Origin of the sequence: Lentisalinibacter orientalis (genome assembly GCF_040706535.1) — a bacterium.
GTDB lineage: Bacteria > Pseudomonadota > Gammaproteobacteria > Steroidobacterales > Woeseiaceae > Lentisalinibacter > Lentisalinibacter orientalis.
On record NZ_JAPDRJ010000003.1, the window covers coordinates 272,107 to 298,594 of the forward strand.

At 67.3% G+C, this 26,488-nt stretch carries 19 protein-coding genes and 1 tRNA gene; 4 read left to right on the forward strand and 16 right to left on the reverse strand.

The window, feature by feature from the left end; translation table 11 throughout:
• Nucleotides 1-13: 13 nt before the first annotated feature.
• The 13 genes from ACJMK0_RS12820 to aceB all read right to left on the reverse strand — a co-directional run bounded on the left by ACJMK0_RS12820 (nt 14) and on the right by aceB (nt 18,192).
• Nucleotides 14-2,194: a TonB-dependent receptor gene (locus tag ACJMK0_RS12820; RefSeq protein WP_405238804.1), complete on the reverse strand. Its 2,181-nt coding sequence runs from the start codon at nt 2,192-2,194 to the stop codon at nt 14-16.
• Between the two features lie 162 nt (nt 2,195-2,356).
• Nucleotides 2,357-2,905 (reverse strand): Lcl C-terminal domain-containing protein, encoded by a 549-nt coding sequence (locus ACJMK0_RS12825; RefSeq protein ID WP_405238805.1) that lies wholly within the window; start codon nt 2,903-2,905, stop codon nt 2,357-2,359.
• A 17-nt stretch (nt 2,906-2,922) separates the two neighbouring features.
• Nucleotides 2,923-5,724, reverse strand: coding sequence for an Lcl C-terminal domain-containing protein (locus ACJMK0_RS12830; protein WP_405238806.1), 2,802 nt, complete (start codon nt 5,722-5,724; stop codon nt 2,923-2,925).
• A gap of 35 nt (nt 5,725-5,759) precedes the next feature.
• Nucleotides 5,760-6,926, reverse strand: a complete 1,167-nt coding sequence (locus tag ACJMK0_RS12835) for an Lcl domain-containing protein (RefSeq protein WP_405238807.1) — start codon at nt 6,924-6,926, stop codon at nt 5,760-5,762.
• 111 nt (nt 6,927-7,037) lie between these two features.
• On the reverse strand, nt 7,038-9,614 hold the full coding sequence (locus ACJMK0_RS12840; RefSeq protein ID WP_405238808.1) for a tetratricopeptide repeat protein: 2,577 nt from the start codon (nt 9,612-9,614) through the stop codon (nt 7,038-7,040).
• A gap of 77 nt (nt 9,615-9,691) precedes the next feature.
• Entirely contained in the window at nt 9,692-10,264 is a 573-nt protein-coding gene (locus ACJMK0_RS12845) for an ECF-type sigma factor (RefSeq protein WP_405238809.1), read from the reverse strand.
• A 188-nt stretch (nt 10,265-10,452) separates the two neighbouring features.
• Nucleotides 10,453-10,528, reverse strand: a tRNA-Gly gene (locus tag ACJMK0_RS12850).
• 58 nt (nt 10,529-10,586) lie between these two features.
• Complete coding sequence (gene pgsA / locus ACJMK0_RS12855) at nt 10,587-11,141, reverse strand: CDP-diacylglycerol--glycerol-3-phosphate 3-phosphatidyltransferase (protein ID WP_405239068.1); 555 nt, start codon at nt 11,139-11,141, stop codon at nt 10,587-10,589.
• A 22-nt stretch (nt 11,142-11,163) separates the two neighbouring features.
• The gene (uvrC, locus tag ACJMK0_RS12860; RefSeq protein WP_405238810.1) at nt 11,164-13,014 is read right to left on the reverse strand and encodes an excinuclease ABC subunit UvrC; all 1,851 of its coding nucleotides are present in this window, start codon (nt 13,012-13,014) and stop codon (nt 11,164-11,166) included.
• A 90-nt stretch (nt 13,015-13,104) separates the two neighbouring features.
• Nucleotides 13,105-13,764: a uracil-DNA glycosylase gene (locus ACJMK0_RS12865; protein ID WP_405238811.1), complete on the reverse strand. Its 660-nt coding sequence runs from the start codon at nt 13,762-13,764 to the stop codon at nt 13,105-13,107.
• Nucleotides 13,764-15,110, reverse strand: a complete 1,347-nt coding sequence (icd, locus tag ACJMK0_RS12870) for an NADP-dependent isocitrate dehydrogenase (protein ID WP_405238812.1) — start codon at nt 15,108-15,110, stop codon at nt 13,764-13,766. The genes ACJMK0_RS12865 and icd overlap by 1 nt, the downstream gene beginning before the upstream one ends.
• An 87-nt stretch (nt 15,111-15,197) precedes the next feature.
• Complete coding sequence (gene aceA, locus ACJMK0_RS12875; RefSeq protein ID WP_405238813.1) at nt 15,198-16,478, reverse strand: isocitrate lyase; 1,281 nt, start codon at nt 16,476-16,478, stop codon at nt 15,198-15,200.
• A 106-nt stretch (nt 16,479-16,584) separates the two neighbouring features.
• Nucleotides 16,585-18,192 carry a malate synthase A gene (aceB, locus tag ACJMK0_RS12880; protein WP_405238814.1) on the reverse strand — a complete coding sequence of 536 codons (1,608 nt, stop codon included), beginning with the start codon at nt 18,190-18,192 and terminating at the stop codon, nt 16,585-16,587.
• Nucleotides 18,193-18,440: 248 nt separating this feature from the next.
• Between aceB and ACJMK0_RS12885 the strand changes: the two genes are divergently transcribed.
• A complete protein-coding gene (locus ACJMK0_RS12885) occupies nt 18,441-19,016 on the forward strand; it encodes a pseudouridine synthase (RefSeq protein WP_405238815.1) in 576 nt (191 codons plus the stop codon).
• A gap of 318 nt (nt 19,017-19,334) precedes the next feature.
• On the opposite strand, the gene ACJMK0_RS12890 is transcribed toward ACJMK0_RS12885, so the two are convergent.
• On the reverse strand, nt 19,335-20,705 hold the full coding sequence (locus ACJMK0_RS12890; RefSeq protein ID WP_405238816.1) for a class II 3-deoxy-7-phosphoheptulonate synthase: 1,371 nt from the start codon (nt 20,703-20,705) through the stop codon (nt 19,335-19,337).
• Nucleotides 20,706-20,970: 265 nt separating this feature from the next.
• Here ACJMK0_RS12890 and amaB point away from each other — a divergent pair, with 265 nt between their 5' ends.
• Nucleotides 20,971-22,488, forward strand: coding sequence for an L-piperidine-6-carboxylate dehydrogenase (gene amaB / locus ACJMK0_RS12895; protein ID WP_405238817.1), 1,518 nt, complete (start codon nt 20,971-20,973; stop codon nt 22,486-22,488).
• Nucleotides 22,489-22,531: 43 nt separating this feature from the next.
• Here the strand turns inward: amaB and ACJMK0_RS12900 are convergent, their stop codons facing one another.
• The gene (locus ACJMK0_RS12900) at nt 22,532-23,458 is read right to left on the reverse strand and encodes an MBL fold metallo-hydrolase (RefSeq protein WP_405238818.1); all 927 of its coding nucleotides are present in this window, start codon (nt 23,456-23,458) and stop codon (nt 22,532-22,534) included.
• 13 nt (nt 23,459-23,471) lie between these two features.
• Nucleotides 23,472-23,972 (reverse strand): asparaginase domain-containing protein, encoded by a 501-nt coding sequence (locus tag ACJMK0_RS12905; protein WP_405238819.1) that lies wholly within the window; start codon nt 23,970-23,972, stop codon nt 23,472-23,474.
• Nucleotides 23,973-24,071: 99 nt separating this feature from the next.
• Between ACJMK0_RS12905 and ACJMK0_RS12910 the strand changes: the two genes are divergently transcribed.
• Nucleotides 24,072-25,589 carry an NfeD family protein gene (locus ACJMK0_RS12910; protein WP_405238820.1) on the forward strand — a complete coding sequence of 506 codons (1,518 nt, stop codon included), beginning with the start codon at nt 24,072-24,074 and terminating at the stop codon, nt 25,587-25,589.
• Between the two features lie 24 nt (nt 25,590-25,613).
• Complete coding sequence (locus ACJMK0_RS12915; RefSeq protein WP_405238821.1) at nt 25,614-26,384, forward strand: slipin family protein; 771 nt, start codon at nt 25,614-25,616, stop codon at nt 26,382-26,384.
• Nucleotides 26,385-26,488 lie beyond the last annotated feature (104 nt).

The window sequence follows — 26,488 nt, forward strand, 5'->3', positions numbered from 1 at the left end:
CGCGTGCAGCGGATCAGAAACGATAGCGGGCCTCGACGCCGATCATGCGCGGCGGGCTCGGCCAGGCGATGTCCGTGCGCAGGCTCGTGAAGCGGCGGGAGACGTAGTACTCGATCCAATCCTCGTCCGTGGCGTTCTCCGCGAAGGCGGTCACGCTCCAGGCGTCCCCACGCAGGCCGAGGCGCAGATCCACGACGGTGTAGGCGCCCTCCGCGTCACGGCCGTCGATGCTCCAGTAGGTCTTGCCCCGCCGGTCCACGTCGACACGGGCGAAGCCCTGCCAGGGACCCAGCGGCCAGACGTACTCCCCGCTCAGGTTCAGCGTGTACACGGGCGCCCCGGGCACCTCGTTGCCGATCACGTCCGACGGCGGCACCGTGAGCCCCGGCTCGGCGCCGATGGCCTCGATCTCGCTGTCAACGAAACCGTAGGCGAGCGCCAGGGTGAGGCCGTCCAGCGGCCGGATCACCGCCTCCACCTCGCCGCCGAGGATACGGCTCTCGTCGGCGTTGATCAGGGCCTGGGAGCCGAACGGGTCGAACAGGAACCACTGCTGATTCTCGTAATCGATGTAGAACGCCGCCACGTTCAGCACCCGGCTGCCGTCGGCGCTGGCGTACTTCAGCCCGAGTTCGTAGTTGTCCAGGTGTTCCGAATCGAACGACGGCGCGAACTGCACCGCGGGGTCGTTCGCCAGCGTGTTGAAGCCGCCGGGCCGGAACCCCTCGGCATAGGTCGCGAATAGATTAAGGTTTTCGGTGAGAGCATAAGCCAGTTGAAGTTTAGGCTGGAACTCACTGAATTCCTTAACACCATTGGCTAGCGGGTTGTTGGTGTCGTTCTCCCGCCTCACGTCATCGAAGCGCCCGGCCACGGTCAGCTCCAGGCGGTCCGTGAGGTCCGTGCTCACCTGCCCGAATACCGCGCGGGTCTCGTACTGCTCGTTCAGGATGGCCGGCGCCTGGGGCACGAAGAAGGCGCTCCCGGTGCTCCAGTCGCCGCCATTCTGGAAGCCGGCGACGTTCAGGAAGGTCGCGAGCGTGCGGTCGCGCTCCTGGTCGCTGTAGTAGGCGCCGACGATCCAGCGCGGCCCCCCCTCCGCCGTAGACACCAGTCGGAGCTCCTGGCTGAACTGGCTCTGGTTGTCGTCCACGTCGATGTTGAGGAACTCACGGTCCGTCTGATCCAGGTCCTGATCGTTGCGGGACTCCAGGTCGTGCCAGCCGGTGATCGATGTCAGGGTGAACGCATCGAAGTCGTAGTCCACCTTGGCGGTGTAGTCGTCGAAACTGACGCTGGAGACTCCGAGGATATTGGACTGGATGGTGTAGGTCGTGTTGTCCAGCGGGAACGGGAAAGGATCGCCGGGCAGCCGGTTCTCCTCGGTGTCGGCCGAGCCCGGCATGAAATAGCCGGAACCCGCCTCCTGGTCAGCGTACTGATAGCGCAGGTCCACGCTCAGCTGCTCGTTCGGCTCGATCAGCAGCCGTCCGCGCAGCGACGTCGAATCCTTGAAGTCCACGTACTCGCCGAGGCCCTCGTTCAGCAGCTGGCCGTCCCGGTCATTGTTGTAGACCGCCAGGCGGCCGCGCACCTTGTCGGAGAACAGGGGGCCGGAGACGGCGCCCTGCAGGGTGTAGTCCTCGCCTTCCCCCAAGCGGGTCTCGACGTAGGCCTCGAAGTCCTCGGTGGGACCGCGGGTCGTGATATTCACCGCGCCGGCGACGGAGTTGCGGCCGTACAGCGCGCCCTGCGGCCCCCGCAGCACCTCGATCTGCTCCACGTCGTAGAGGTCCTGGGTGGTGACGAGCGAGTTATTGACGGTGACGCCGTCGACGACGAAGGCGAGCGGCGTCTCGCCGATGCCCCGCTGCTGGGTGACGCCGCGAATCGTGATCGTGCTCTGGCCCACCTCCTGGTCGTCGGAAAAGCGCAGGTTGGGCGTCAGCGCCGCCACGTCGTTCATACGCTGGATGGCCGCATCCTCGATGGCGGCCTGGTCGAACACCGTGATGGCGTCGGCAATCTCCTGCAGGTTCTCGCTGCGGCGGCGCGCGGTGACGATGACCTCTTCGATGGCGGCGTCCGCGGCGGCGGCGCCGTCAGTCTTTTCCTGCGCGGTCAGCGGCCCGGCGGCCATCACGGCGAGCAGACAGACGGCAGCGGCGCCGCCGATCCCGGGGGGCAGAGTCATTCTCGAATTGTCCTTTATTCGTCAGTGACTTGATGCGGGCGGAGCCGGCGACGGGAGATTACCAGATCGGACATCACAGGCGAACCGGCAGGCAAGAAAAACGGGCCCCGCAGGGCCCGCGCAGAGGGCGGCCCGTGACCGCCACCGGGGTATGAGGCCTGGCTAGCGCACCAGCCGCACGTAGTGCGCCGAACCGGTCCCGCTCTTGAAGCCCGAGCCCGGAAGACCGTCCGCCAATGACAGGGTATTCGCCTCTGTGTTTCGGATGTACGTGGTAGAGCTCCAAAGCAGGCCGCTCACCGGAGTATCCGGAAACACGACTGTATTGACAGCCGGCGCCGCACACCTCCGTTCGACGATGGTCATCAACTCCTTGATGCCGGGCACCCGCCAATCGAAGAAGCCGGCGAATCCGGTGGTGGCGTTCAGATCCGCCGCCGCCTGCAAAGCTGCCTGCCAGTCGTAGGTGGTCACTCCGCTCGCCGTACACAGATCGTCGGCGTAATCGAGCGGCGTGCCGCCATCGTCCAGGGTGTAGCCCAGGGGACAGCGCTGCCAGCGCAAACCGGTACGGCGGTCCGTGGCTGTGCCGTCGTCGTGCAGCGTGTAGCGCTCCAGGGGCGCGGTCGGTTCGATCCGGTCCTTGCAGGTCTGGGCGGTCGCCCCACCGGCGGTCGCCAGGCCCGCAATCACGATCATCAGTTTTCTCATGGTCGTTCTCCTTGGATTCAGGGCAGGTCGGACAGCCGCGTCCCGCCACGCACCAGACGGATGCGCTGCGTGAAGCTCTTCGGCAGCGCCAGCACCGTGGTCGATGAACTCACCGACGCGTCCATGCGGACCATCAGGGCGCTGGCAGCGTCGGTGGCCACCGGCGTGGAGCTCCAGTAGCCGCGGCCGTCGGGCGGATTGAAGTGATTCGGGAAGTAGGACGTGTCCATGCCGCGCAGCGACTGGTTGCTGAGCCATGCGACAGTGTAGAGCTCATCCGCAGAGGCAAGCCGCCAGTCGTTGTAGCCGCACAGACCCGCCGCGTTCACGGCGGCAACATACTTCTCCGTGTCGCAGTTCACGCCGTCGGCGCAGATGCCGCCGTTGGCGGTGCCGGCGTCGCCGCCGTCGTTCTGGCCACTGGAGTCGTACCAGGTATAGGTGTGGTCGTAGTAACGGAGGTCCGTCGGCTCGTCGGTCTTCACCTCCCAGACGAGACCGGTCACCTGGTCCTCCACGCACTCCCAGGGGGACTGGAAGTAGAGCGCGGCCTGATTGGTGAGTGGCGCGCCCGCCGAATCCAGCTTCAAGAAGGAGAAGCCGAGGGCGCCGTCGGACGGATCGTCAGCCATCACGTCCCTGCCGAATTCCGCATCCTGCCCCGGATAGCCCGTCTGCGGACACGGCACGAGGGCCTGGGTCGCGGTTGCGCACTCCGTCGTACCGCTGTCGTTGATAGCGGCATAGGTGCCGGCACCGTCGTTGTCCAGGATCCTCACTTCGATGGTGACGGGTGCGCCGATCAGCGCCGCGCCGGAGGCGTTGTCGAGCTCCACCTGGAAACGTTCCGTGCCCTCCGTCGCCAGGTCGCCCAGAAGCGTGAGCGGCAGTACGGCCTCACTCTCGCCCGGCTGGAAAACGAGGCTGCCGGAGGCTGACAGGTAATCCTCGCCAGCCACCGCACTTTCGTCGGCGGTGGCATAATCCACGGTGATCGTGGCCTGGGCCGGCCGGTCCAGCGCAATGATCAGGTCCACTACCTGGGCGGCATCGGTCTCGGCGAACTCCGCCGCGTCGAGGGGCAGGAAGGCCGGCTCGTCGTCCACTATGGTGCCGATGCCGACGGATCGACGCAGCCAGGCATTGCCCCCCGGATTGGAGAGGCGCAGGAGCACGCGTTCGTCATACTCGAACTCCGTGTCCCCGTTTACCTCCACGGGCACGACCGCCGCCGTCTCGCCGGCCAGGATGATGAGCGTGCCGGCGACGGCAGTGAAGTCGATGCCGGCTGTAGCACCTGCGCCGACCACCTCGTAGTCCACGGTGATATTCCCGACTGCGGGCAGGGACAGCCCGACCGGAATCTCCAGGGTCGCCACGCCCGCGTCGCCCTCTCCCACTGCCGCGTCGCCGGCCGTGATCGCCCGCCGTAGCGCGTCGGGTCCGGCCCCGGTGTTGCGTACCGCGAGCACGTGCGCCTCCGCCGTGCGCGACTCCGTACGAGCCTCGCCGCTGCCGAAGTCGATCTGCCATGCACCGCGCGGGTCCTCCGTGCCGGTCGTCTCCGGCGTTGACGTCCAGACCGGCTCAGGCGGTGTCCCCGGGAACGCGGACTGATCAATCAGTATCGGTGCCGAGCACGCTTCGGTCAGGGACTCGAGTTCCTTCAGATCGGGCTTGCGCCAGTCTCCGTGTCCGGCCAGCTCGCTGTCCGTCGCGGCGGCCAGGCCGGCCTGCCAGCTGAATACCGTTGCGCCCGAGTCCGGCGAGCAAGTATCGTCGGCCGGGTCGGCCGCTGTGCCGCCGTCGTCCAGCGTGTAGCCGAGCGGACAGCGCTGCCACATGAGGCCGGTGCGTGCATCAGTGACCGTCCCGTCCCGGTTGTCCAGGTAGCGCAGCGGATCCGGCGCCGTATCGCAGCCCGTGATCGGCGTCGGGGCCGGATCGTCCAGGATCTCCAGGAGGATGCCCGTATCGATGTCGAGGGGATCGCCGACGAAGGCTTCTGCCCAGGACTCCGGGCCCGGCGCCTCACCCGCCTTCACCGTGAGTACGTATTCGATGACGTACTCATCGCCGACGTCGACTCCGGCCCGGGCCAGTGGGATGGATTCGCTGTAGAGCGGCACTTCGTACAGGGCGCTGCCCTCGCGGATGTCGGGCTCGACGCCGTCCGTAGCCGGATGCCGCTTCCTCCCGTCCGACCCCAGGTAGGCGGCGATGCCCCCCGTATCGGTGTCGAAGTCGAAATTGTCTTTCCCCGGCTGGCCCTGCATCCGAGACCACTGCCGGTAGATCTGGTAGCGGGTGTAGCCGGTGGTCTGCGGACCGCCGCGGACGGCCAGCCATACCTCGAAATCCATCTCGGCGAAGATCTTCGCGGCGTCGCCGTCCGGGATGTCTATGGGATCGGCCAGGATGCGCACCCGGCTCGGGTAGACGGTGAACTTGGGGTCGGGGGATCCGGACCGCCGGACGTAGGAGCCTTTCCAAACGAGTACGGTCTCGGCATCGACCGGGCTGTCGAGGTCGTTGCCGGTGACGACCCGACCGCGTACCCGTCCGTTCTCGTCGGCATAGCAGTAACCGCCCTGGGCGAGATCGGGCTCGCGGCGGATATCTTCCCAGACCGGCACGCTGAGCTCCAGCGGGAAGGCGTCCGATCCCGACGCCTGCTGGGAGACGCCGGTGTCGGAGCGAACGAGGCCGGTAGAGGCCTTGATGTCGCAGGCGGCGAAAGAGCTCGCGACCACCGCCGCGTGCCCCTGGCCGGCTGTGAGGCTGAGGACGGCCAGGAGGCCGAGCAGGGCCGAAGCCATCGTCCGCTCCGGGGTGTTCGTTTTACCGAGGGGGATCATTGAATCTCTCCGTTGCTGACGAGTCTCACCGCGAGCGCATCCGAACGGTCCGCACCGTCCGACTCGCCGGTGGCGAAATCAACGCTGTGGACGTCGCCGCGGGCATTCGGCTCGGCGCTCCAGTATCGACCGGCCGCGGTATTGGGGAAGAAGGCGGTATCGATGCGGGCGCCGCCGGCGACGCCGTAGTCGACCAGCGAGACGAGTTCGCTGCGCTTCGGCAGCCGCCAGTCGCTGCGACCGCAGAGTCCTCCTGCGTTCACGGCCGCCGCATAGGCTTCGGTGTCGCAGGCGCCGGGCGCGGGGCAGTTGCCGCCGTCAGCCTCGCCCGGATCGCCGGCATCGTCGATGCCGCTGGTGTTGCGCCAGCTGTAGGTGGCGGCGCCGTCGGTTTTCACTTCCCAGACGAGACCGGTGACCTCGTCGCGGACGCAGTCCCAGGGGGAGGCGGCGTAGGCCGCGGACTGGTCGGCCAGGGGCTGACCGCTCGTATCCAGCTTCACGAAGGAGAAGCCCACCCGGCCGTCGCCCGGGGCCGGTGCGGTCACGTCACGGCCAAACTGTGCGTCCTGGCGCGGGAACTGGTCAGTGCCAGCACTCGCATCCCCACAGGGCAGGTCGTCTGCGATCTCCGTGCTGCAGCCGGTCACGCCCGTGTCGTTCAGGCCGGTCCCGACCGGCTGGCTGTCCGCGTCGTCGTTGATGATCCCGCCCGTCGCCTCGGCGTCACCCAGCTCGGCATTCGAGGAGGGATTGCTGAGCGTGACCGTTAGCGTCTCGTCGGGCTCGACATCGGTATCGCCGATGAGGCCGACGACGAGTGTCGCGAGCGTGTCGCCGGCAGGTATGGTTAGGGTGCCCGCCTCCGCCGTGTAGTCGGAAGCGGCGCTCGCGCTGCCGTCGGCGGTGGCATAGTCCACGGTGACGTCGTCCGCCGCCGCCTCGCTGAGCGTGACCTCGAAGACCAGTTCGCCGCCGCTGCCGTCTCCCTCCGCGGCCGAAGCGTCGGCTATGTCTATCACGACGGGAGGCGGAGGCGGTGGCGGCGGTGGATCGTTCGTATCGTCGCCTTCGTCGCTGACTCCATTGCCGCCGCCGCCACAGGCGGCCATGAATACCGTGGCCAGTACCCCGGTGAGGATCGGAAATCTTCGTTTGCGCATGTCGGTGTCCTGCAGTTGTCGGGTCCGCAACTCTGCATACCGGACACGGACGGAAACCGGCTCACGGCGGCGTGCAGCCGGGAGCAACGGCGGGACCGGTGGGGGCTGGTGCTATTCGGCGGGACCGGACGCGGACAGCGCAGCGTACTCGCCCGCCCGCTCGCGGTCGCCCCGGGCCTCGTACAGGGCCACGAGTCGCTCGAGCACCGCCCGCGTCTCGGGATGATCGATCCCCGGGCCGTCGCGGAGCGGCGGCAGAGCCGCCTGGAGGAGACTTTCCGCTTCGTCCAGGCGCCCTCCGTCAAGTCGGCAGCGGCCGAGCCGGGAACGGGCTAGCGCAAGCGGCAGAATTGCCGGTGCAGCAGCCTCGAGGACGCTCACTGCGCGCTCGAGGGGGGCTTCCGCAGCCTCGCAGCCCACCACCCGCAACAGGATTCGACCGCGGTTAGCCTCGACGATGCCGAGATTCGGGTGATCCGGTCCCAGAAGACGCTCGACCCTGACGGAAGCTTCACCGAACAGCTCGGCGGCCCGGGCGTCCTCACCCAGCGACTCGTGCACGCGAGCCAGACCGTTCAGCATGAAGGCCTCGTCGGGGTGACCTTCCGGCTTCGGCCAGAGCTGCGCTCCCACGGCGAGCGCCGACTCGTAAGCCTCTCGCGCCTGCTCGTACAGTTCCCGCTGGTGGAGAACGGTACCCAGGTTGTAGTAGCTCTCGATGAGTTCCGTGGCCGGAGTCTCATAGAGCGCAAGTCGCATGGCGAGTGCCTCTCGCTGCAGCGTCTCGGCCTCGTCCAGGCGGCCCAGCGCCTTCTCCAGGGTACCGAGGGATACCAGACTCTGGGCGAGCTTCTCGTCCGGCCCGGCGAAGGCCGACCGATGCAGCGCCACCGCCTCGCGGTAGTAAGGTTCAGCCCGCTCGGGCTCGCCCTGGCGATGCAGCACACGGGCATACACGATGAGGCTGTCACCGAGCGGGACCGGCGCGCCGATCGCCCGCCGCAGCTCGAGGGCGCGACCCGCGGCGTCCAGCGCCTCTCCGTAGTCGCCCAGCTGCTCCAGCAGGTAGGACTGTGTGTGCAGCGCGTCGGCGTAGGCCGCGGACCACTCCCCGGCGATCTCCCTGCGGAGCGTCGCGACCTCCTCTGCCAATGGCAGCGCTTCCGCGAAGAAGCCGAGACCGACGTAGACGTCCACCACCGCATCAAGCAGATCGGCGCGCACGTCCGGCCTCTCCTCGCTGTCGTCGGTGAGTCCCAGCACGGCCCGCTCCAGTATCTCTCTGGCGGTGAGATCCGCGCCCTGGGAGACGCCAGGGTCCGCCGTATAGAAGATCCCTTTCAGGAATGCCGTCACCGTTTCGGCGCGGTCCCTTTCGGCCGCGATCTCGAGAGACTGCCGTGCGGTGACGATGGCGTGATTCACCGAAACGGCCGTGATGCCCACCAGGAGCGCAGCGGCGACGGCGCCGCCCGCGATGGCAATGCGATGGCGCCGCACGAACTTGCCGAGCCGATAGCCCGCGGTGGCCGGCCGGGCCACGATCGGCAGGCCCTCCAGATGGCGCCGCACGTCGTGGGCAAACTGCTCCACCGAGCCGTAGCGGCGCTCCTTCCCGACGGCCAGCGCGGTAGCAAGAATCACGTCGAGGTCACCGGTGAGGCGCGCGGCAAGACGCCGCGGGTTCGTCCCCCGCCGGGCGGCAAGTTCCTCCGGACCGACGAGGGTGCCGTCAGCCTCCTGCCGGGACCGCAGGACGGCGGCGCTCGCCGGCGGTTCCGTCGCACGCAGCGCCGCCTCGATTCCGGCGAAGGACGGATCAGGGAATTCCCGCGGCGGATGGCCCGTCAGCAGCCGGTAGCAGAGCACTCCCAGCGAATAGACATCGGTGGTTACGTCCACCGCCTCGCCGCGCAGCATCTCCGGGCTCGCGTAAGTGGGCGTGAGGGGACGCCGGGAGAGGCGGGTAACCTCCGCTCCCTGCTCCTCCCGGTCGATGAGCTTCGCGATACCGAAGTCGAGCAGGCGAACCGCGCCGGCGGCGTCGACGAGCACGTTTGCCGGCTTGATGTCCCGATGGATGACCAGCTTGCGGTGCGCGAACTGCACCGCCTCACAGACCGAGAGGAACAACGCGAGACGGTCGTCGACCGGGAGAGAGTGCTTGTCGCACCAGGCATCGATCGGCCGGCCGTCGACGTAATCCATGACGAAATACGGCGTGCCGTCCCCCGTGACCCCGCCGTCCAGCAGTCGCGTGATGTTCTCATGAACGAGCTTGGCGAGAATCTGGCGTTCGGCAACGAAGCGCTCGCGCGCGGCCGCATCCCCGAGCCCGAGGGGCAGGATCTTCAGCGCCACCTTCGCCTCGTAGTGACCGTCAGCGCGCTCGGCGAGGTACACTGCGCCCATGCCGCCGCGCCCCACGAGACGTAGCGGCCTCCAGCGCCCGACGGTCTCGGGGACGGCGGTCGGCAGGGAGTCGTCGGCGAGCGCGCCGAGGCCGATCCGCCCGGCCAAATCGGCGAAATACGGCTCCGACTCGCCTGCCGCGCCCACCAGCGAGATCACCTCCCGGAGCAGCACGGGGTTGTGCCCGCAGTTTGCGGTCAGATAAGCGTCCCTTGCGTACGGTTCCAGCTCCAGCACCTCGAGGAACAGGCGTTCGGCTTCCGCGGAGATCAGCATCGCGATTTCACTCCCGCCTGCGAATTCCCTGTCCTGACTTACCGGTTCCGGCAGCGTACCGGCTCATTGCCGCGGCATCACGGGACGGCACCGGGCATGAAGTCGGTTTTCATCTCCCGGTACAGCCAGGCACTGGCGACGGCCCATTCCCGCTTCACGGTGGCCGGCGAGATGCTGAGGGCCGCCGCGGTATCGTCGATGCTCATACCGCCGAAAACGCGGCATTCGATGATGCGGCAGCGCCTGGGGCTGTCCAGTTCAAGACGTCCCAGCAATTGCTCCAGCGCAAGCAAATCCTCGATGGTTCGCTCGTCGGCGAGCGGAAGGTCATCGGGCTGCACGGCGGCGCGCTCGCCATGTCGTTTCAGCGCCAGCCGTTTCTCGGCGTAGTTCATGAGGACCTGGCGCATGGCCCGCGAAGCGGTGGCATAGAAATGGCGCCGGTTTTCGTACGATCCTCCGCTTTCAGCCAGTCTCAGGTAGGCCTCATGGATGAGGACCGTGGTGCCGACCGTCTCGTCACCCTGCCAACGCCTGCGGTGGGAGCGCGCGATTTTTCTCAGCTCGGCATAAACGAGGGAAAAGAGTTCCTCGGAGGCGTCCGCGTCACCTCCCGCAGCAGCGGCGATCAATTGCGTGATGTCACTCACGACCGATTACTCCGGCAATCTGGACGACACCTTGTACTGCTTGTTCGACGCGGAGCCGCCCGGCTGCCGGCCGCGTGATAAATAATACCATTGGCCGGCGAAGCGGACGCTGGTGAGGAACGGGGGACGTCCACTCCGCCGAGAACGAAAAAGGCCACCCGAAGAGTGGCCTAAATCGTTGATTTTGTTGGAGCGGGAAACCGGGCTCGAACCGGCGACCTCAACCTTGGCAAGGTTGCGCTCTACCAACTGAGCTATTCCCGCCTAGTCTCGAAGGGACCGCAATTCTAGCGACTCCCGGGGGACTGTCAAGGCACCGCACTCAGCTATTCGCGTTCAGCACCGGCCAGGCCGCCTTGACGTAAGCATACATGGACCACAGCGTCAGGCCCGCCGCCGCCAGCAGGAACAGGAAACCCGCGTCATACACCGGCAGACCGCCGGTATCGAGGTGCCAGACCATGAGGGTCAGGCCGATCATCTGCAGGGCGGTCTTCACCTTGCCCACCATGGACACCGCCACCGTCGTACGCTGCCCGAGCCCCGCCATCCACTCCCGCAGGGCGGATACGGTGATCTCCCGACCGATGATGATGGCGGCCACCAGGGCCAGCGAGATGCGCTGGTCCGTCTGCACCAGCAGCACCAGGGCGACGGCGACGATGAGCTTGTCCGCCACCGGGTCCAGGAATTCGCCGAAGGGCGTGATCTGGCCGAGCTTGCGGGCCACGTAGCCGTCCAGCCAGTCGGTGATGGCCGCGAGCATGAAGACCACCGCGGAGGCCGGGCGGCCCCACTCGTACGGCAGGTAGAACAGCACCACGAACAGCGGAATGGCGGCGATGCGTATCCAGGTCAGTGTATTCGCGGTATTCAGTTGCACGGCAGATCCGTCGCTGTCAATTCGGTTGCGCCTCGCCGGCCGGTTCCTGCTCGGCGTGGAGTACAGTATAAATGCGCTCGGCCAGCACGCGGCTGATGCCGGGCACTTTGGTCAGGTCGTCCATGCCTGCCGCCGATACGCCCTTCAGCCCGCCGAAGTGGCGCAGCAGATCCCGGCGCCGCTTGGGGCCGAGGCCCGGGATGTCCTCGAGCACCGAGCCCCGGCGGGCTTTCGCGCGGCGCGCCCGGTGGCCTGTGATGGCGAAACGGTGCGCCTCGTCGCGGATGTTCTGCAGGAGCAGCAGCGCCGGCGAGCCGGACGGCAGGGTGCGTGGATAGGCCTCCTCCTCCACCCAGAGCTGCTCGCTGCCCGGACGGCGCGCCCGGCCCTTGGCCACCGCCACCACCTTCAGGAACTCCAGATCCAGGTCGGCCAGGATCTCCAGCGCCTGGGTGCGCTGGCCACGGCCGCCGTCGATCAGCACCAGGTCGGGCAGCGGTACCTCGCCCTTTTTCACGCGCTTGTAGCGCCGCTCCAGCACCTCTCGCATGGCGGCGTAGTCGTCGCCGGCGGCCGTGCCCCGGATGTTGAACCGGCGGTAGTCGGATTTCATCGGCCCCTCGGGGCCGAAGACGACGCAGGAGGCCACCGTGGCCTCACCGCCGGTGTGGGAGATGTCGAAGCACTCGAGGCGCTCCGGCACGTCGTCCAGCTCCAGCGCCTCGGCCAGCGCCTCCAGCTGCCGGCGCACCCCGGCGTTGCCGGCGGCGCGCAGATCCGCCCCCTGGCGCGCGTTGGTCGCGGCCATCTGCAGCCAGCGCGCCCGATCCCCGCGCACCCGGTGGCGGACCTCCACCCGGTGTCCTGCCCGACCGGTCAGGGCCTCGCCCAGCAGGTCGGCGTCCTCCACCGCCCGTTCCACCAGGATCTCCCGCGGCGGCGCGGACTCGAGGTAATACTGGCCGAGGAAGGACGACAGCACCTCGTCGTCGGGCGTGTCCGGCGCCACCTTCGGATAGTGCGAACGGCTGCCCAGCAGGCGGCCGTGGCGGACGAACAGCACGGCCACGCAGACGATGCTGCCCCGGCGGGCCAGCGCCACGGCATCGACATCCGTCGCGCTCTCCCGGGAGACCATCTGCTCGGCGTCCACCCGCTTGAGCCGTGCGATCTGGTCGCGGAACTGCGCCGCCCGCTCGAATTCCAGCGCCTCGGCGGCCGCCTCCATGCGCTCCACCAGGCTGTCGATCACGGCCTGGTTGCGGCCCTCCAGGAACGCGATCGCGTTCTGCACGTCCCGTGCGTAGTCCGCCTCGCCGATGTGGCCGACGCAGGGCGCCGAGCAGCGCCGGATCTGATACTGCAGGCAGGGCCGCGAGCGGTTGGCGAAGAAGGTGTCGGTGCAGTTGCGCAGCAGGAACAGCTTCTGCAGCTCGCCGAGGGTGCGGCGCACGGCCCCCGCGCTGGGATAGGGCCCGAAATAGCGGCCCCGGGCGCTGCGCGCGCCCCGGTGGAACGCCAGCCGCGGGTAGGCGTGGTCGGTCACGTGGATCCAGGGATAGCTCTTGTCGTCCTTCAGGAGCACGTTGTAGCGGGGGCGCTCCCGCTTGATCAGGTTGTGCTCGAGGATGAGCGCCTCGGCCTCGGTGTTGGTGACCGTCACCTCGATGTCGCGGATCTCCGCCACCAGCGCCATGGTCTTGGCGTCCTTGGCCTTGCCGCTGAAGTAGCTGCCCACCCGCTTGCGCAGGTCTCGCGCCTTGCCCACGTAGAGGATTCCGCCGTCCCCGTCCAGCATGCGGTAAACGCCGGGCCGGTGGCTCAGGTTCGCGAGGAAACGGCGATGATCGAAGGCGGCGTCGTCCATGATCTCTAGGATAACGGACGGAGCCTGGCTATGGTGATGAGGCTGAATACGGCGGGACGGCGGCACTCGGGCGTCGTCTGAGCCGCGCTGTCAGCCGTCGACGAGTTCCCGCGCGCGACCGATGACGGCATGAAACATCTCCTCGGTCAGACGCCGCGTCTGCGTGTTGTAGCGGCTGCAGTGGTAGGAATCCAGCAGCGTCAGGCCGCCGGGCAGCGCGTGTTCCGCGCCATGGGCGAAGCCGTTCGCGTTCTGCTTCAGGCCGAACGCCTTCAGCACCGCCCGGTGGGCGATGGAGCCCAGGGCCAGCACCACGCCGCCCTCGCCCACCGTGCCGAGTTCCGCCTGCAGATAGGGATTGCACTCGTCCACCTCGGCGGTGGTCGGTTTGTTCTGCGGCGGCAGGCATTTCACGGCGTTGGTGATCCGGCAGTCCGTGAGCTCCAGCCCGTCGTCGGCCGACACCGACTCCGGGCGGCTGGCGAAGCCCGCGTCGTAGAGCGCCCGGTACAGGAGGATGCCGGCGAAGTCGCCGGTGAACGGCCGCCCGCTCCGGTTGGCGCCGTGCATGCCCGGGGCGAGTCCCACGATCAGCAGGCTGGCCTCCGGGTCGCCGAACGGCGGTACCGGCAGCGCGTGGTAGTCGGGGTGCGTCTCGCGCACCGCGGCCAGATGGGCGGCGAGACGCGGGCAGCGGGTGCAGTCCGGGTCGTACTGCTCCGGCGGCAGTTCCATCCGAGGCGCGGCCATCAGTCGTCCATGTGCCGGATCACCGCCTCGCCGAAACCCTTCGTGCCCACCAGCGTGGCGCCCGGAATGAGCTGATCGAGTTCCTGCTCCACATCCTGCTTGCCGTGGGGATGGCTGCCCGCGGGACGCTTCGGTTTGCGGATCGCCTCGCGCAACCGCGCGAGGTCGAAGGTGAGCTCCTTGGCGGCGATGGTGTTCGCCACGCCCTTGATGATGAGATCGGCCGCCTCGGTCCAGCCGAGGTAGCGCAGCATCATCTCGGCCGAGAGGATGAGCGAGCCCGGGTTCACCCGATCCTTGCCGGCGAAGCCGGGCGCCGTGCCGTGGGTGGCCTCGAACACGCCGATGCCGTCGCCGATGTTACCGCCCGGCGCGATGCCGATGCCGCCCACCTGGGCCGCGAGGGCGTCGGAGATATAGTCGCCGTTCAGGTTCAGCGTGGCGATCACGTCGTACTCCTCCGGCCGCAGCAGGATCTGCTGCAGGAAGTTGTCGGCAATCACGTCCTTGACGATGATCTCGCGGCCGGTGCGCGGATTCGCGAAGGCGTGCCAGGGCCCGCCGTCCTTGGGCTCCGCACCGAACTCCTCGCGGGCGACCTCGTATCCCCACTGGCAGAACGCACCCTCGGTGAACTTCATGATGTTGCCCTTGTGCACCAGGGTCACCGAACCGAAGTCGTTGTCGATGCAGTAATTGATGGCCTTGCGCACGAGTCGCTCGGAGCCCTCCCGGGAGACCGGCTTGATGCCGATGCCGGAACTCGAGGGGAAGCGGATCTGGGTGGCGCCCAGCTCCTCCTGCAGGAACTTGATCAGCTTCTGCACCTCCTGGGAGCCCGCGGGGTATTCGATGCCCGCGTAGATATCCTCGGTGTTCTCGCGGAATACCACCATGTTCACCAGGTCGGATTCCTTCATCGGCGTGCTGACGCCGGGGAAGTAGCGGATGGGCCGCACGCAGGCATAGAGGTCCAGGGTCTGACGGATGGAGACGTTCAGCGAGCGGATGCCGCCGCCGATGGGGGTGGTCAGCGGCCCCTTGATGGAGACCACGTATTTCTGCAGCGCATGCAGCGTCTCCTCGGGCAGGAAATTGGCGCTGTCGTAGACCTCGCTGGCCTTCTTGCCCGCGTACACCTCCATCCAGGCGATGCGACGCTTGCCGCCGTACGCACGGCTCACCGCAGCGTCCACCACGTCCTTCATGACCGGCGTCACGTCCCTGCCGATGCCGTCGCCCTCGACGAACGGGATGACGGGCTCGTCCGGCACGTTCAGCCGGAAATCCCGGTTCATGGTGATGACGTCGCCGCGCTCCGGGATCTGGATCTTCTCGTACTGCATCGTGTGTTCCTCTGGACCCGCAAAGAAAACGGCGCCCCCGGGGGCGCCGTTCCTGGGTTACTCCGACAAGGATACTCCAACGACGGCTCAGCTGGCCTCGTCGAACTGCTCCTCTTCGGTGGAACCGGTCAGCGCCGTGATCGAGGACCCCGCGCTCACCGCCTGGGTGACGGCGTCGAAGTAGCCCGCGCCCACTTCCCGCTGGTGGCGGGTGGCGGTGTAGCCGTCCTTCTCCGAGTCGAACTCCGCCTGCTGCAGCTCCACGTAGGCCGCCATCTGGCGCTCCCGGTAGCCCTTCGCCAGCGTGAACATGCTGTAGTTGAGCGCGTGGAAGCCGGCCAGCGTGATGAACTGGAACTTGTAGCCCATGGCCGCGAGTTCCTTCTGGAACTTCGCGATGGTCTTGTCGTCCAGGTTCTTGCGCCAGTTGAACGACGGCGAACAGTTGTAGGCCAGCAGCTGGTCCGGATACTCCTTGTGCATCGCCTCGGCGAACTCCTTCGCCTGCTCCAGGCTCGGCGTGGACGTCTCGCACCACACCAGGTCGGCGAAAGGCGCATAGGCCAGCGCCCGGTCGATGGCCTGCTCCAGGCCCGGCTTAACCCGGTAGAAGCCCTCTGCGGTGCGCTCGCCGGTGATGAAACGCTGATCGCGCTCGTCGATGTCCGAGGTCAGCAGGTTGGCGGCGTCGGCATCCGTACGGGCCACCACCAGGGTGGGCACATTGCAGACGTCGGTGGCCAGCCGGGCCGCCGCCAGCTTGCTGACGGCCTCCTGGGTGGGCACGAGCACCTTGCCGCCCATGTGGCCGCACTTCTTCGCCGAGGAGAGCTGATCCTCGAAGTGCACGCCGGCGGCGCCCGCGTCGATCATGTCCTTCATCAGCTCGAAGGCATTCAGCACGCCGCCGAAGCCGGCTTCGGCGTCGGCCACGATGGGCTGCATCCAGTCGATGGAGTCGTCGCCTTCGGCGTGATGGATCTGGTCGGCGCGCATCAGCGTGTTGTTGATGCGCCGGACCACCGCCGGGACCGAGTCGGCCGGATACAGCGACTGGTCGGGATACATCTCGCCGGCCAGGTTGGCGTCACCGGCCACCTGCCAGCCGGACAGGTAGATGGCGTTCAGGCCGGCCTTCACCTGCTGCATGGCCTGGTTGCCGGTCAGTGCGCCGAGCGCATTCACGAAATCTTTCTCGTGGATGTATTTCCACAGCTTCTCCGCGCCCTGGCGCGCGAGGGAGTATTCCACCTCTACCGTGCCGCGCAGCCGTACGACGTCTTCTGCACTGTAGGGTCGGGTTACGCCTTTCCACCGCGGGTCGCTGTCCCACGATTTCTGAAGCTCCTCGGCTGACATGACACTCATGATTCTCTACTCCTCGCTGACACGCCGTTAGTGGGTTTCGGATGGTACCCGATGGTCACGGCGGGACCATTGGTACTTTCGTCTAATGCGGGCCGGGTCCGCCGGCTCAATCGATCTCCCGGTAGGCCTCCAGCGTCAGGAAGCTCTCGAAGTCGTCCTCGCGGGTAATCTTGTCCATCAGTTCCGCCGCCTTCTCGTAGTTGCCGGCGGCGTAGGTCTCCTCGCCGACGTCCTCTCGGATTTTCACCATCTCCTCGGCGAGCACGGTCTCGAACAACTCCAGGGTCACCGGCCGGCCGTCGTCGAGCACGCCGGTCTCGTGGTGCACCCACTGCCAGACCTGCGCGCGGGCGATCTCCGCCGTGGCCGCGTCCTCCATGAGGTTGTACAGGGGCACGCAGCCGTTGCCGCCGAGCCACGCCGCCATGTATTGCACGCCTACCGAGATGTTGTTGCGCAGCCCCGCCTCGGTGATGCGCCCCTGGGGCACCTGCAGCAGGTCCGCCGCGGTCACCTCCACGTCCTCGCGCTGGCGGTCCACCTGGTTCGGCTGCGGCATGTGGCGGTCGAAGATCTCCATGGCGATCGGCACGAGACCCGGATGCGCCACCCAGGTGCCGTCGTGGCCGTCGGTGGCCTCGCGCTCCTTGTCGGCCCGCACCTTGGCGATGGCTTCCTCGTTGGCCTCCGGGTCGTCCTTGATCGGGATCTGGGCCGCCATGCCACCGATGGCGAAGGCGCCGCGGCGGTGGCAGGTCCTGATCACCAGCAGCGAATAGGAGCGCAGGAAGTGGGTGGTCATGCCCACCTCGTTGCGGTCCGGCAGTACGAATTCAGGGAACTTCCGGAACTTCTTGATGAAGCTGAAGATGTAGTCCCAGCGTCCGCAGTTCTGGCCGACGATGTAATCCTTCAGTGCGTACAGGATCTCGTCCACCTCGAAGGCCGCCAGGATCGTCTCGATCAGAACGGTGACCTTGATGGCGCCCTCGTCCACCACGCCGGCCTTCTCCGCGAAGCGGAACACGTCGGACCAGAGCGCGGCTTCCTTGTGGCTCTCCATCTTCGGCAGGTAGAAATAAGGCCCGGTGCCCCGGCGCTTGAGTTCTTTCGCGTTGTGGAACAGGTACAGGCCGAAGTCCACGAAGGCGCCCGGCACCTCCTCGCCGTCCACCTTCAGGTGCTTCTCGAACAGGTGCCAGCCGCGGGGACGGACGATCAGTGTGGCGATCTTCTCGCCCAGCTCGTAGTGCTTGCCGTTGGGCGCGTCGAAGCTGATGCTGCGGTTCGCCGCGTCGCGCAGGTTCATCTGCCCCTGGACCACGTTGTACCAGTTGGGCGTCATCGAATCCTCGCAGTCGGCCATGAACACCTTCGCGCCGGAGTTCAGCGCGTTGATGACCATCTTGCGGTCGGTCGGGCCGGTGATCTCGACCCGGCGGTCCTGCAGGTCGGCCGGCGCCTCTGTCACCTGCCATTCCGATTCGCGGATCTCGCGGGTCTCCGCGAGGAAATCGGGCATCTCGCCCGCATCGATGCGGGCCTGGCGCTCGTCACGAGCCTTCAGCAGATCGCGGACCCGCGGCGTGAACTCCCGATGCAGGGCGGCGAGGAACTGCAGCGCCTCTGGGGTGAGTATCTCGTCGAATCCCTCGTGCATCGTTCCCAACAGTTCCAGGCCTTCTCCGGGAGACGTATGCGCGGGGTTACTCATGACTCACTCCAGTCCGGTTGATCACACAGGTCCACGGGAATCAATCACTTGCGGGGGAATTACACCCCGGCAGAGGTCCGCGGGACCGTTTTTATTGCGGTGCATCATGATACCGGCCGCCAACAGCCGCTGCAATCCGGAAACCCCTCGAAACGGCTCACTCGCGGCCATCCGGAAGGATTGCCGGGCCGATCCCGGACCGCCCCCGCCGGCTGTTCCCGTCCCCTCGTCGGGGGTATGGTCGCGCCATGCGACTCGTGCTGCTCAACAAGCCCTACCATGTGCTCTCGGCGTTCACCGACACCCGCGGCCGCGACACGCTCGCCGCTTACGTCGATATTCCGGACGTCTACCCGGCGGGCAGGCTCGACTACGACAGCGAAGGCCTGCTGGCCCTTACCGACGACGGCCGGCTGCAGGCCGCCATAGCCCATCCCCGCCACAAGCTGCCGAAGACCTACTACGCCCAGGTCGAGGGCCACGTCAGCGCGGACGCTCTCGCCCGGCTGCGCGCCGGGGTCGACATCCGGGGCCATACGGCACGCGCGCTGGAGGCAGACGCGGTCGACGAACCCGAGTGGCTGTGGCCCCGCGATCCGCCCATCCGCTACCGCCAGCGCGTCCCGGACTCCTGGCTCAGGATCACCATAGACGAGGGACGCAACCGCCAGGTGCGCCGCATGGGCGCCGCCGTGGGCCTGCCGGTGCTCCGGCTCATCCGCACCGGCATCGGACCCTGGGAAGTGCACGGCCTGCAGCCCGGCGAATATCGCGAGCTCCCGGCCCGCGAGGCCTGGCACACGCTCCGCAAACCCCACCGGTAGGAGGGCCTTCAGGCCCGATCCGGCTGTGGGAGGGCCTTCAGGCCCGATTCCTTCTCTCCTGGCCGCCCTGCGGGGGAATCCATCTTGCTCCCGACAAAAGGTCGCGGCGATGGATACCCCCGCATGACGGCCGTGCTCGCGGTGGCCGAAAGGATCTGCCAGTCAGCAACGCCCGCTGACTGGTGCCGTGCCTCTCGGCTACGGGCCCGTCAGCGGGTGGGTAAGGGTTGCGGGGTCGTCCGGGCCGACTGGAGCCGATAGACAATGTTAGGAGCGGCTTCAGCCGCGATCGATCGGGCCTGAAGGCCCTCCTACGGGCTAGCCGGCCTTGCGGTGGGACTCCACGGCGTCGCGGAGGCCCGCGATCAGCATCGCCACCTCCATCGCCTGCTCGTAGTTCAGCCGGGGATCCACCTGGGAGCGGTAGGCGCGCTTGAGATCGGCCTCGGCCAGACCGCGGGCGCCGCCGATGCACTCGGTGACGTTCGCGCCGGTCAGCTCCAGGTGGACGCCGCCGAGGTAGCTGCCCATTTCGCGGTGGATGCGGAAGGCGGCCTTGAGCTCCCCGACGATGTTGTCGAAGCGCCGCGTCTTGAAGCCGCCGGATGTGCTCTCCGTGTTGCCGTGCATCGGGTCGCAGACCCACAGCACCGGGCTGCCCGTGGCACGGGCCGCCTGGATCAGCGGAGGCAGCCCCTCCTCCACCTGTTTCGCGCCGAGGCGATGGATCAGGGTAAGACGGCCCGGCTCGTTGTTGGGATTGAGGATGCCGATCAGCTCCTGCAGCCACTCCGCCGTCATGCCGGGACCCACCTTCACGCCGAGCGGATTCGTGACGCCGCGGAAGTATTCCACGTGGGCACCGTCCACGTTGGCCGTGCGCATGCCGATCCAGGGGAAATGGGTCGTGAGGTCGTACCAGCGGTCGCGCCGCAGCCGCGTCTGGGCCTGCTCGTAGTGCAGGTGCAGCCCCTCGTGGCCCGCGTAGATGTCCGCACGCCGGGTGTGATGGATGGGCCGCCCCGCGATGGACTCGAAGAAATCCAGCGAGTGGGAGATGGCATCGGCGATGCGCTGGTACTCGGCAGCCATCGGCGAATGGCCCACCCAGTCCAGATCCCAGTTCTCCGGGTGATGCAGGTCGGCGAAGCCGCCGTCCACCAGCGAGCGGACGAAATTCAGGGTGAGGGCCGCCCGCTCGTAGCCGCGAAGGATCAGCTCCGGATCCGGCACCCGGTCGTCGGCCGTGAATGGGCTGCGGTTGATCAGGTCGCCACGGAAGCTCGGCAGCGTCTCCCCGTCGCGGGTCTCGGTGTCGGCGGAACGCGGCTTCGCGTACTGCCCCGCCATGCGTCCGATCCGCACCACCGGCTTCTTCAGGCCGTAGAGCATCACCAGCGACATCTGCAGCAGTATCTTCAGCTTCTGCACGATGCTCTCGGAGGTGCAGTCGTCGAAGGTCTCGGCGCAGTCGCCGCCCTGCAGCACGAATGCCTCGCCGCGCTGGGCGGCGGCGATGTGCTGCTTGAGGTTGTCCACCTCCCAGGAGGTGACCAGCGGCGGCAGCCGGCTCAGCCGGGCGACGGCGTCGTCCAGCGCGTCGCGGTCGGGATAAGCCGCCTGCTGGGTGGCCTCGCGGCTCTGCCAGCTGGTGGGATGCCAGTTCGTCTGTGCGGTGCTTCGGGACATTGCGGCAATATGCCACGGGCTTTGCTGCAAAGCAAAACTTTCAGGGATTCGAATAAGTTACGTAAGAAATCGTCGGCCCTTCCCGGGTCCGGGCCCGAATGGTGCGGCAACGCGAGGACGCCGGCCCCGACGGCTCGCCATCGGGGAAACCCTCAGTGGCGACTCGTCCGGTCAGATGGGACAATGCGCCGCAGCGACCCCCATCCCTTTCGTAACTTTAGCAAGCCGGCTCGCGGCCTCGCCGGGTCGGCCGGGAGTGAAAGCCATGAAAGATATCCTGAAGCGGCTCGGTCTGGAGGCCGAGAACCACGGGACCTGGTGCGGCGGCAAGGCCATCGAAAAGGACCCGGGACCTCCGATCGAGTCGATCAACCCGGCCACGGGCGAGGTGCTCGGCAGCGTGCGGGCCAGCAGTGCGGGCGAATACGACCGGCTCATGGTCGCGGCGCGGGAGGCGTTCGCCGAGTGGCGCAACACGCCGGCGCCGGTGCGCGGCGAGGCCGTGCGGCGCGTCGGGCTCGCGCTGCGGGACAACAAGGATGCGCTCGGAAGTCTGGTCACCCTGGAGAACGGCAAGATCAAGGCCGAGGGCGACGGCGAAGTGCAGGAGATGATCGACATCGCCGACTTCGCCGTGGGCCAGTCGCGCATGCTCTACGGCAAGACCATGCACTCGGAGCGGCCCTCCCACCGCATGTACGAGCAGTGGCATCCGCTGGGCGTGGTCGGGATCGTCACGGCCTTCAATTTCCCGGTGGCGGTCTGGTCCTGGAACGCCCTCATCGCGGCGATCTGCGGCAACGTCTCGGTCTGGAAGCCGTCACCCAAGACGCCGCTGGTCTCGCTGGCGGTGCAGAAGATCTGCAACGAGGTGCTGGCCGACCTCTCGCATCCGCCCATCTTCAACCTGTTCAACGACGGCGGCACCGAACGGGCCGAGGCGTTCGTGGACGACCCGCGCGTGGATCTGCTCTCCTTCACCGGCTCCACGGCCGTCGGCCGCAAGGTCGGCGAACGGGTGGCCGCCCGCATGGGGCGCAGCCTGCTGGAACTCGGCGGCAACAACGCCATCATCGTCGACGAATACGCCAACATGGACCTGGCCGTGCCGGCCATCGTCTTCGGCGCCGTCGGCACCGCCGGGCAGCGCTGCACCACCACCCGCCGCGTGCTGGTGCACGACTCGCGCCGGGAGGAACTGAAGGAGCGCCTGATCCGCGCCTACGACCAGGTGCGCATCGGCGACCCGCTGGACGAGAACACCCTGATGGGACCCCTCATCGACAGCCAGGCGGTCACGAACTTCGAGCGGGCCGTCGAGGACATCCTGTCCCACCACGGCAAGGTGCTGTACGGCGGCCACCGGCTGGACCGGCCGGGCTACTACGTGGAGCCGACGCTGGTCATGGCGGAGAATCACTGGCCGATCGTGCAGGCCGAGACCTTCGCACCCATCCTCTATCTCATCGGCTACGAGACCCTGGACGAGGCGCTGGCGCTGCACAACGGCGTCGGCCAGGGCCTGTCGTCAGCCATCTTCACCGACAAGCTGCAGCACGCCGAACGCTTCCTGTCCGCGGGGGGCTCGGACTGCGGCATCGCCAACGTCAATATCGGCACCTCGGGTGCCGAGATCGGGGGCGCCTTCGGCGGCGAGAAGGAGACCGGCGGCGGCCGGGAATCCGGTTCCGATGCCTGGAAAGCCTACATGCGCCGTCAGACGACCACCATCAACTGGGGTACCGAGATGCCCCTGGCGCAGGGCATCCGCTTCCGCATCTAGGCCGCAGGCCGGCCGCCGGGCGCAGCGCCCGGCGGCCCTCCCCTCATTCCTCGCCGGCGTCCTCCGCCGGGGCCAGCAGTCCGTACAGCAGCCCCACCCACTGGGCGGGTTCGAACATGCCCATCTCGTTATGCACGGCGTCGAAGTCGGCCGTGGGGTTGGCGGCCTGCACCTGCTCCAGCGTCATGCCGTCGCCAATCATCGCCTTCACGGAGTCGCGGACCGTGGCCAGCATGTCCCGGTAGGCACGCAGGTCGTCCCGGGTGGCGATCGGGCCGTGGCCCGGGATGATGACGCTGTCCTCGTCGGACATCGCGAGCACCGTGTTCGCCGCCTCGATGACGCCGTCCACCGTACCGCCGCTGCTGCCGTCGATGAAAGGGTACATCTTGTGAAAGAACGTATCCCCCATGTGGAAGACGTTGGCACCGTCGAAGTAAATGACGCTGTCGCCGTCGGTGTGGGCGTGGGGCGTGTGGAACGCGCGGATCGTCTCGCCGTTCAGATGCAGCGTCACCTTGTCGTTGAAGGTGACGACGGGCAGCGCCTCCGGCGGCGAGGCCGGCACTTCCTGGTTGAACGCCTCGAGGAACTGATCCTCGCTCATCCGCTCGCGCACGTTGTCGTGGGCGACGATGACCGCACCGGTCTCGCCGAAGTTCTCGTTGCCGCCCACGTGGTCGAAGTGCCAGTGGGTGTTGAACACGAACTTCACTGAGTTCTCCGTCAGCCCGGCGATGGCCGACTTGATCTTCGGCGTCAGCGGCGCGAACTGGTCGTCGATGAGGAACGTGGCATCCTCGCCCACCGACAGCCCCATGTTGCCGCCACGGCCGGTCAGCATGTAGAGCCCGTCGCCGAGATCCGTGACGCCGATCTCCACGTCGGCCATGTCGTCCTGGGCCTGCGCCGGGCCTGCGGCCACGGCGGTGGCAGCGGCGGCCGCGGCCATGATCATTCTCCACTTCATCGATTCTCTCCTCTCAGCCGGCATCTCGCCGGGCGATACTTTCGAAACGGTTCTTCTCCCGATTCTTCACCACCTGATCGGCGGCGAAGATGGTCCCGCTCATCGCGATGTAGACGCCGGGGCCGAGCGTCTGGGCAGCGGCCGTCGCCATGCCCACGTTGAACACGGCGTCCGTGCTGCGGAAGCGCGCCGGACTCAGCGCGCCGGTGAGCACGATGACGCGCTCGCCGAGCCCATCCAGGGCGAGTGCGGTCTTCACCATGGTGTCGGTGCCGTGCGTGATCACGTAACGTTCGGCCGAGTCGCGCTCGATATAGTCGCGGATGCGCGCCCGGTCGGCTTCGTCAATATCGAGACTGTCCTTGCGCAGCAACGAGACCACTTCATAATCGATATCGACGAGGGCTTCACGCAGGATATGCTCCACCTGGGACTCGCCCACCTCGAAGCGGCTGCTGTCGTCGAAGTAGATCTTGTCGATGGTACCGCCGGTGGTGAGGAACTTGATGAACACGCATGGCGCCCCGTGGTCTGAACAGGAGCCGAAGGTTATAGGCGGCCGCAGCGGGGATCAACGCCGGTCCCGGGCTGATATGATGGCGCGGTGAGAAACATGGCCCGAACAAGAATACTCTGGATGCTGTTTGTCGCGCTCGGCCTGGCCGGGCTGGCAGGCCCGCTGGTCTCCCAGGAGCAGGGTCAGGCTGGCCGCGCGTTGCAGCTGAACCTGGAAGGCGCCATCGGTGCGGCCACGGCGGACTTCATCACCGGCGGCATCCGCCAGGCCGAAGAGGAAGCGGCCGATCTCGTGATCATCCGCATGGATACGCCGGGCGGGCTGGACAGCTCGATGCGGGACATCATCTCGGCCATCCTGAACTCCGACGTACCGGTCGCCACCTACGTGTCCCCCTCCGGCGCACGCGCCGACAGCGCAGGCACCTACATCCTGTATGCGAGCCATATCGCCGCCATGGCGCCGACCACCCACCTGGGGGCGGCAACGCCCGTACCCCTGGCCGGCGGCGGCGGCGACCGGCCGCGGCCGCCCCTGCCCGGCGGCCAGCCCCTGCCGACGGACGGCGGCGACGGCAGCACCGGGTCCGGAGAAACCCCCGCCGCCGACCCGTCGTCCGAGCAGTCAAACGGACAGGCCGCTGACGACGGCGCCGGCAGCGAGAGCGCGGCGGAACCGGAAGGCGGCGCCCAGACGCCGCCGGAACAGTCCGGCGACGCCATGAGCCGCAAGATCCTGAACGACGCCGTAGCCTACATCCGCGGGCTCGCGGAACGCCGGGGCCGTAACGCCGAATGGGCCGAGAAGGCGGTCCGAGACGCCGCCACGCTCACCTCCAGCGAGGCGCTGGAGATGAACGTCATCGACCTCCTGGCCAGCGACGCCGCCGACCTGCTGGCGCAGATCGACGGGCTCGAGGTCGAGCTGCCCACGGGCACCGTGACGCTCGCCACCGGCAACATGCGCATCGACACCGTGGAACCCACCTGGCGGCAGAAGCTCCTGTCAGTGATCGCGAGTCCCGAGATCGCGCTGCTGCTTCTGCTGGTCGGTATCTACGGGCTGCTGTTCGAGGGTTGGAATCCCGGCGCCATCGTGCCGGGCGTGGTCGGCGCCATCTGCCTGCTGCTGGCCGCCTACGCGCTGCAGGTGATGCCCGTGAACTACGCCGGCCTCGGCCTGATCCTGCTCGGCATCGTGCTCATGATCGCCGAGATATTGGTGCCCAGTTTCGGCGCGCTCGGTTTCGGCGGCATCGCCGCCTTCGTCATGGGAGCCATCATGATGTTCGACACGGGTGTCCCGGGCTTCGGTATCTCGCCCTGGTTCGTCATCTTCGTCGTCGGCGCCTTCGGACTGCTGCTGATGTGGGTCATCGCCTACCTGCTGCGCCTGCGGCGCAAGGGCGCCGTTAGCGGCCAGGAGCAGATTCTCAAGGAGATCGCCGTCGCCCGGGAGGACTTCTCCGACCAGGGCGCCGTCATGCTGGAAGGCGAGATCTGGACGGCGCGCACCAGCGAACCGGTCAAGAAGGGCCAGAAACTGCGGGTCGAGCGTATCGACGGGCTCTTACTCGATGTCTCGCCCGCCGGTAACGAATCTGAAACTGACTGAACACGCGAGAGAGGGAATGCCATCATGATGCTCTATATCGGAATCGCAGTCGGCCTCGTCCTGCTGTTCCTGTTCAATGCGATCCGCATCCTGCAGGAATACGAGCGCGGCGTCGTCTTCTTCCTCGGCCGCTTCCAGACGGTGAAGGGACCGGGCCTGATCATCCTGATCCCGTTCCTGCAGACGCTGACCAAGGTGGATCTGCGCGTGGTGGTGATGGACGTGCCCACCCAGGACGTCATCTCCCGGGACAACGTCTCCGTGCGGGTGAACGCGGTCATCTACTTCCGCATCGTGGATCCCGAGAAGGCCATCATCCGGGTCGCCAACGTGTTCGAGGCGACCAGCCAGCTGGCCCAGACCACGCTCCGCTCCGTCCTCGGCCAGCACGAACTGGACGACATGCTCGCCGAGCGCGACAAGCTCAACTCCGACATCCGCCTGATCCTCGACCAGCACACCGACAACTGGGGCATCAAGGTCGCCAACGTCGAGATCAAGCACGTGGACCTGGACGAGAGCATGATCCGCGCCATCGCCCAGCAGGCGGAAGCCGAGCGTGCCCGGCGCGCCAAGGTCATCAACGCCGAGGGCGAGTTCCAGGCAGCACAGAAGCTGGCGGATGCGGCCAAGACCCTGGAGTCCGAGCGCCTGGCAATGCAACTGCGCTATCTGCAGACCCTGCGCGAAATCGCCGGCGAGAAATCCTCCACCATCGTCTTCCCCCTGCCCCTCGACCTGATCGGGCCGTTCATGGACAAGGCGAAGGAGATGATGGCCCAGAAGAAAGAATAGGTAGGAGGGCCTTCAGGCCCGACCCGGATTTCTTCTGGCGTTGGCCCGCCATCGGGTGGGCAAGGGTGGCGGGGACGCTCCTGTGGGAGGGCCTTTAGGCCCGA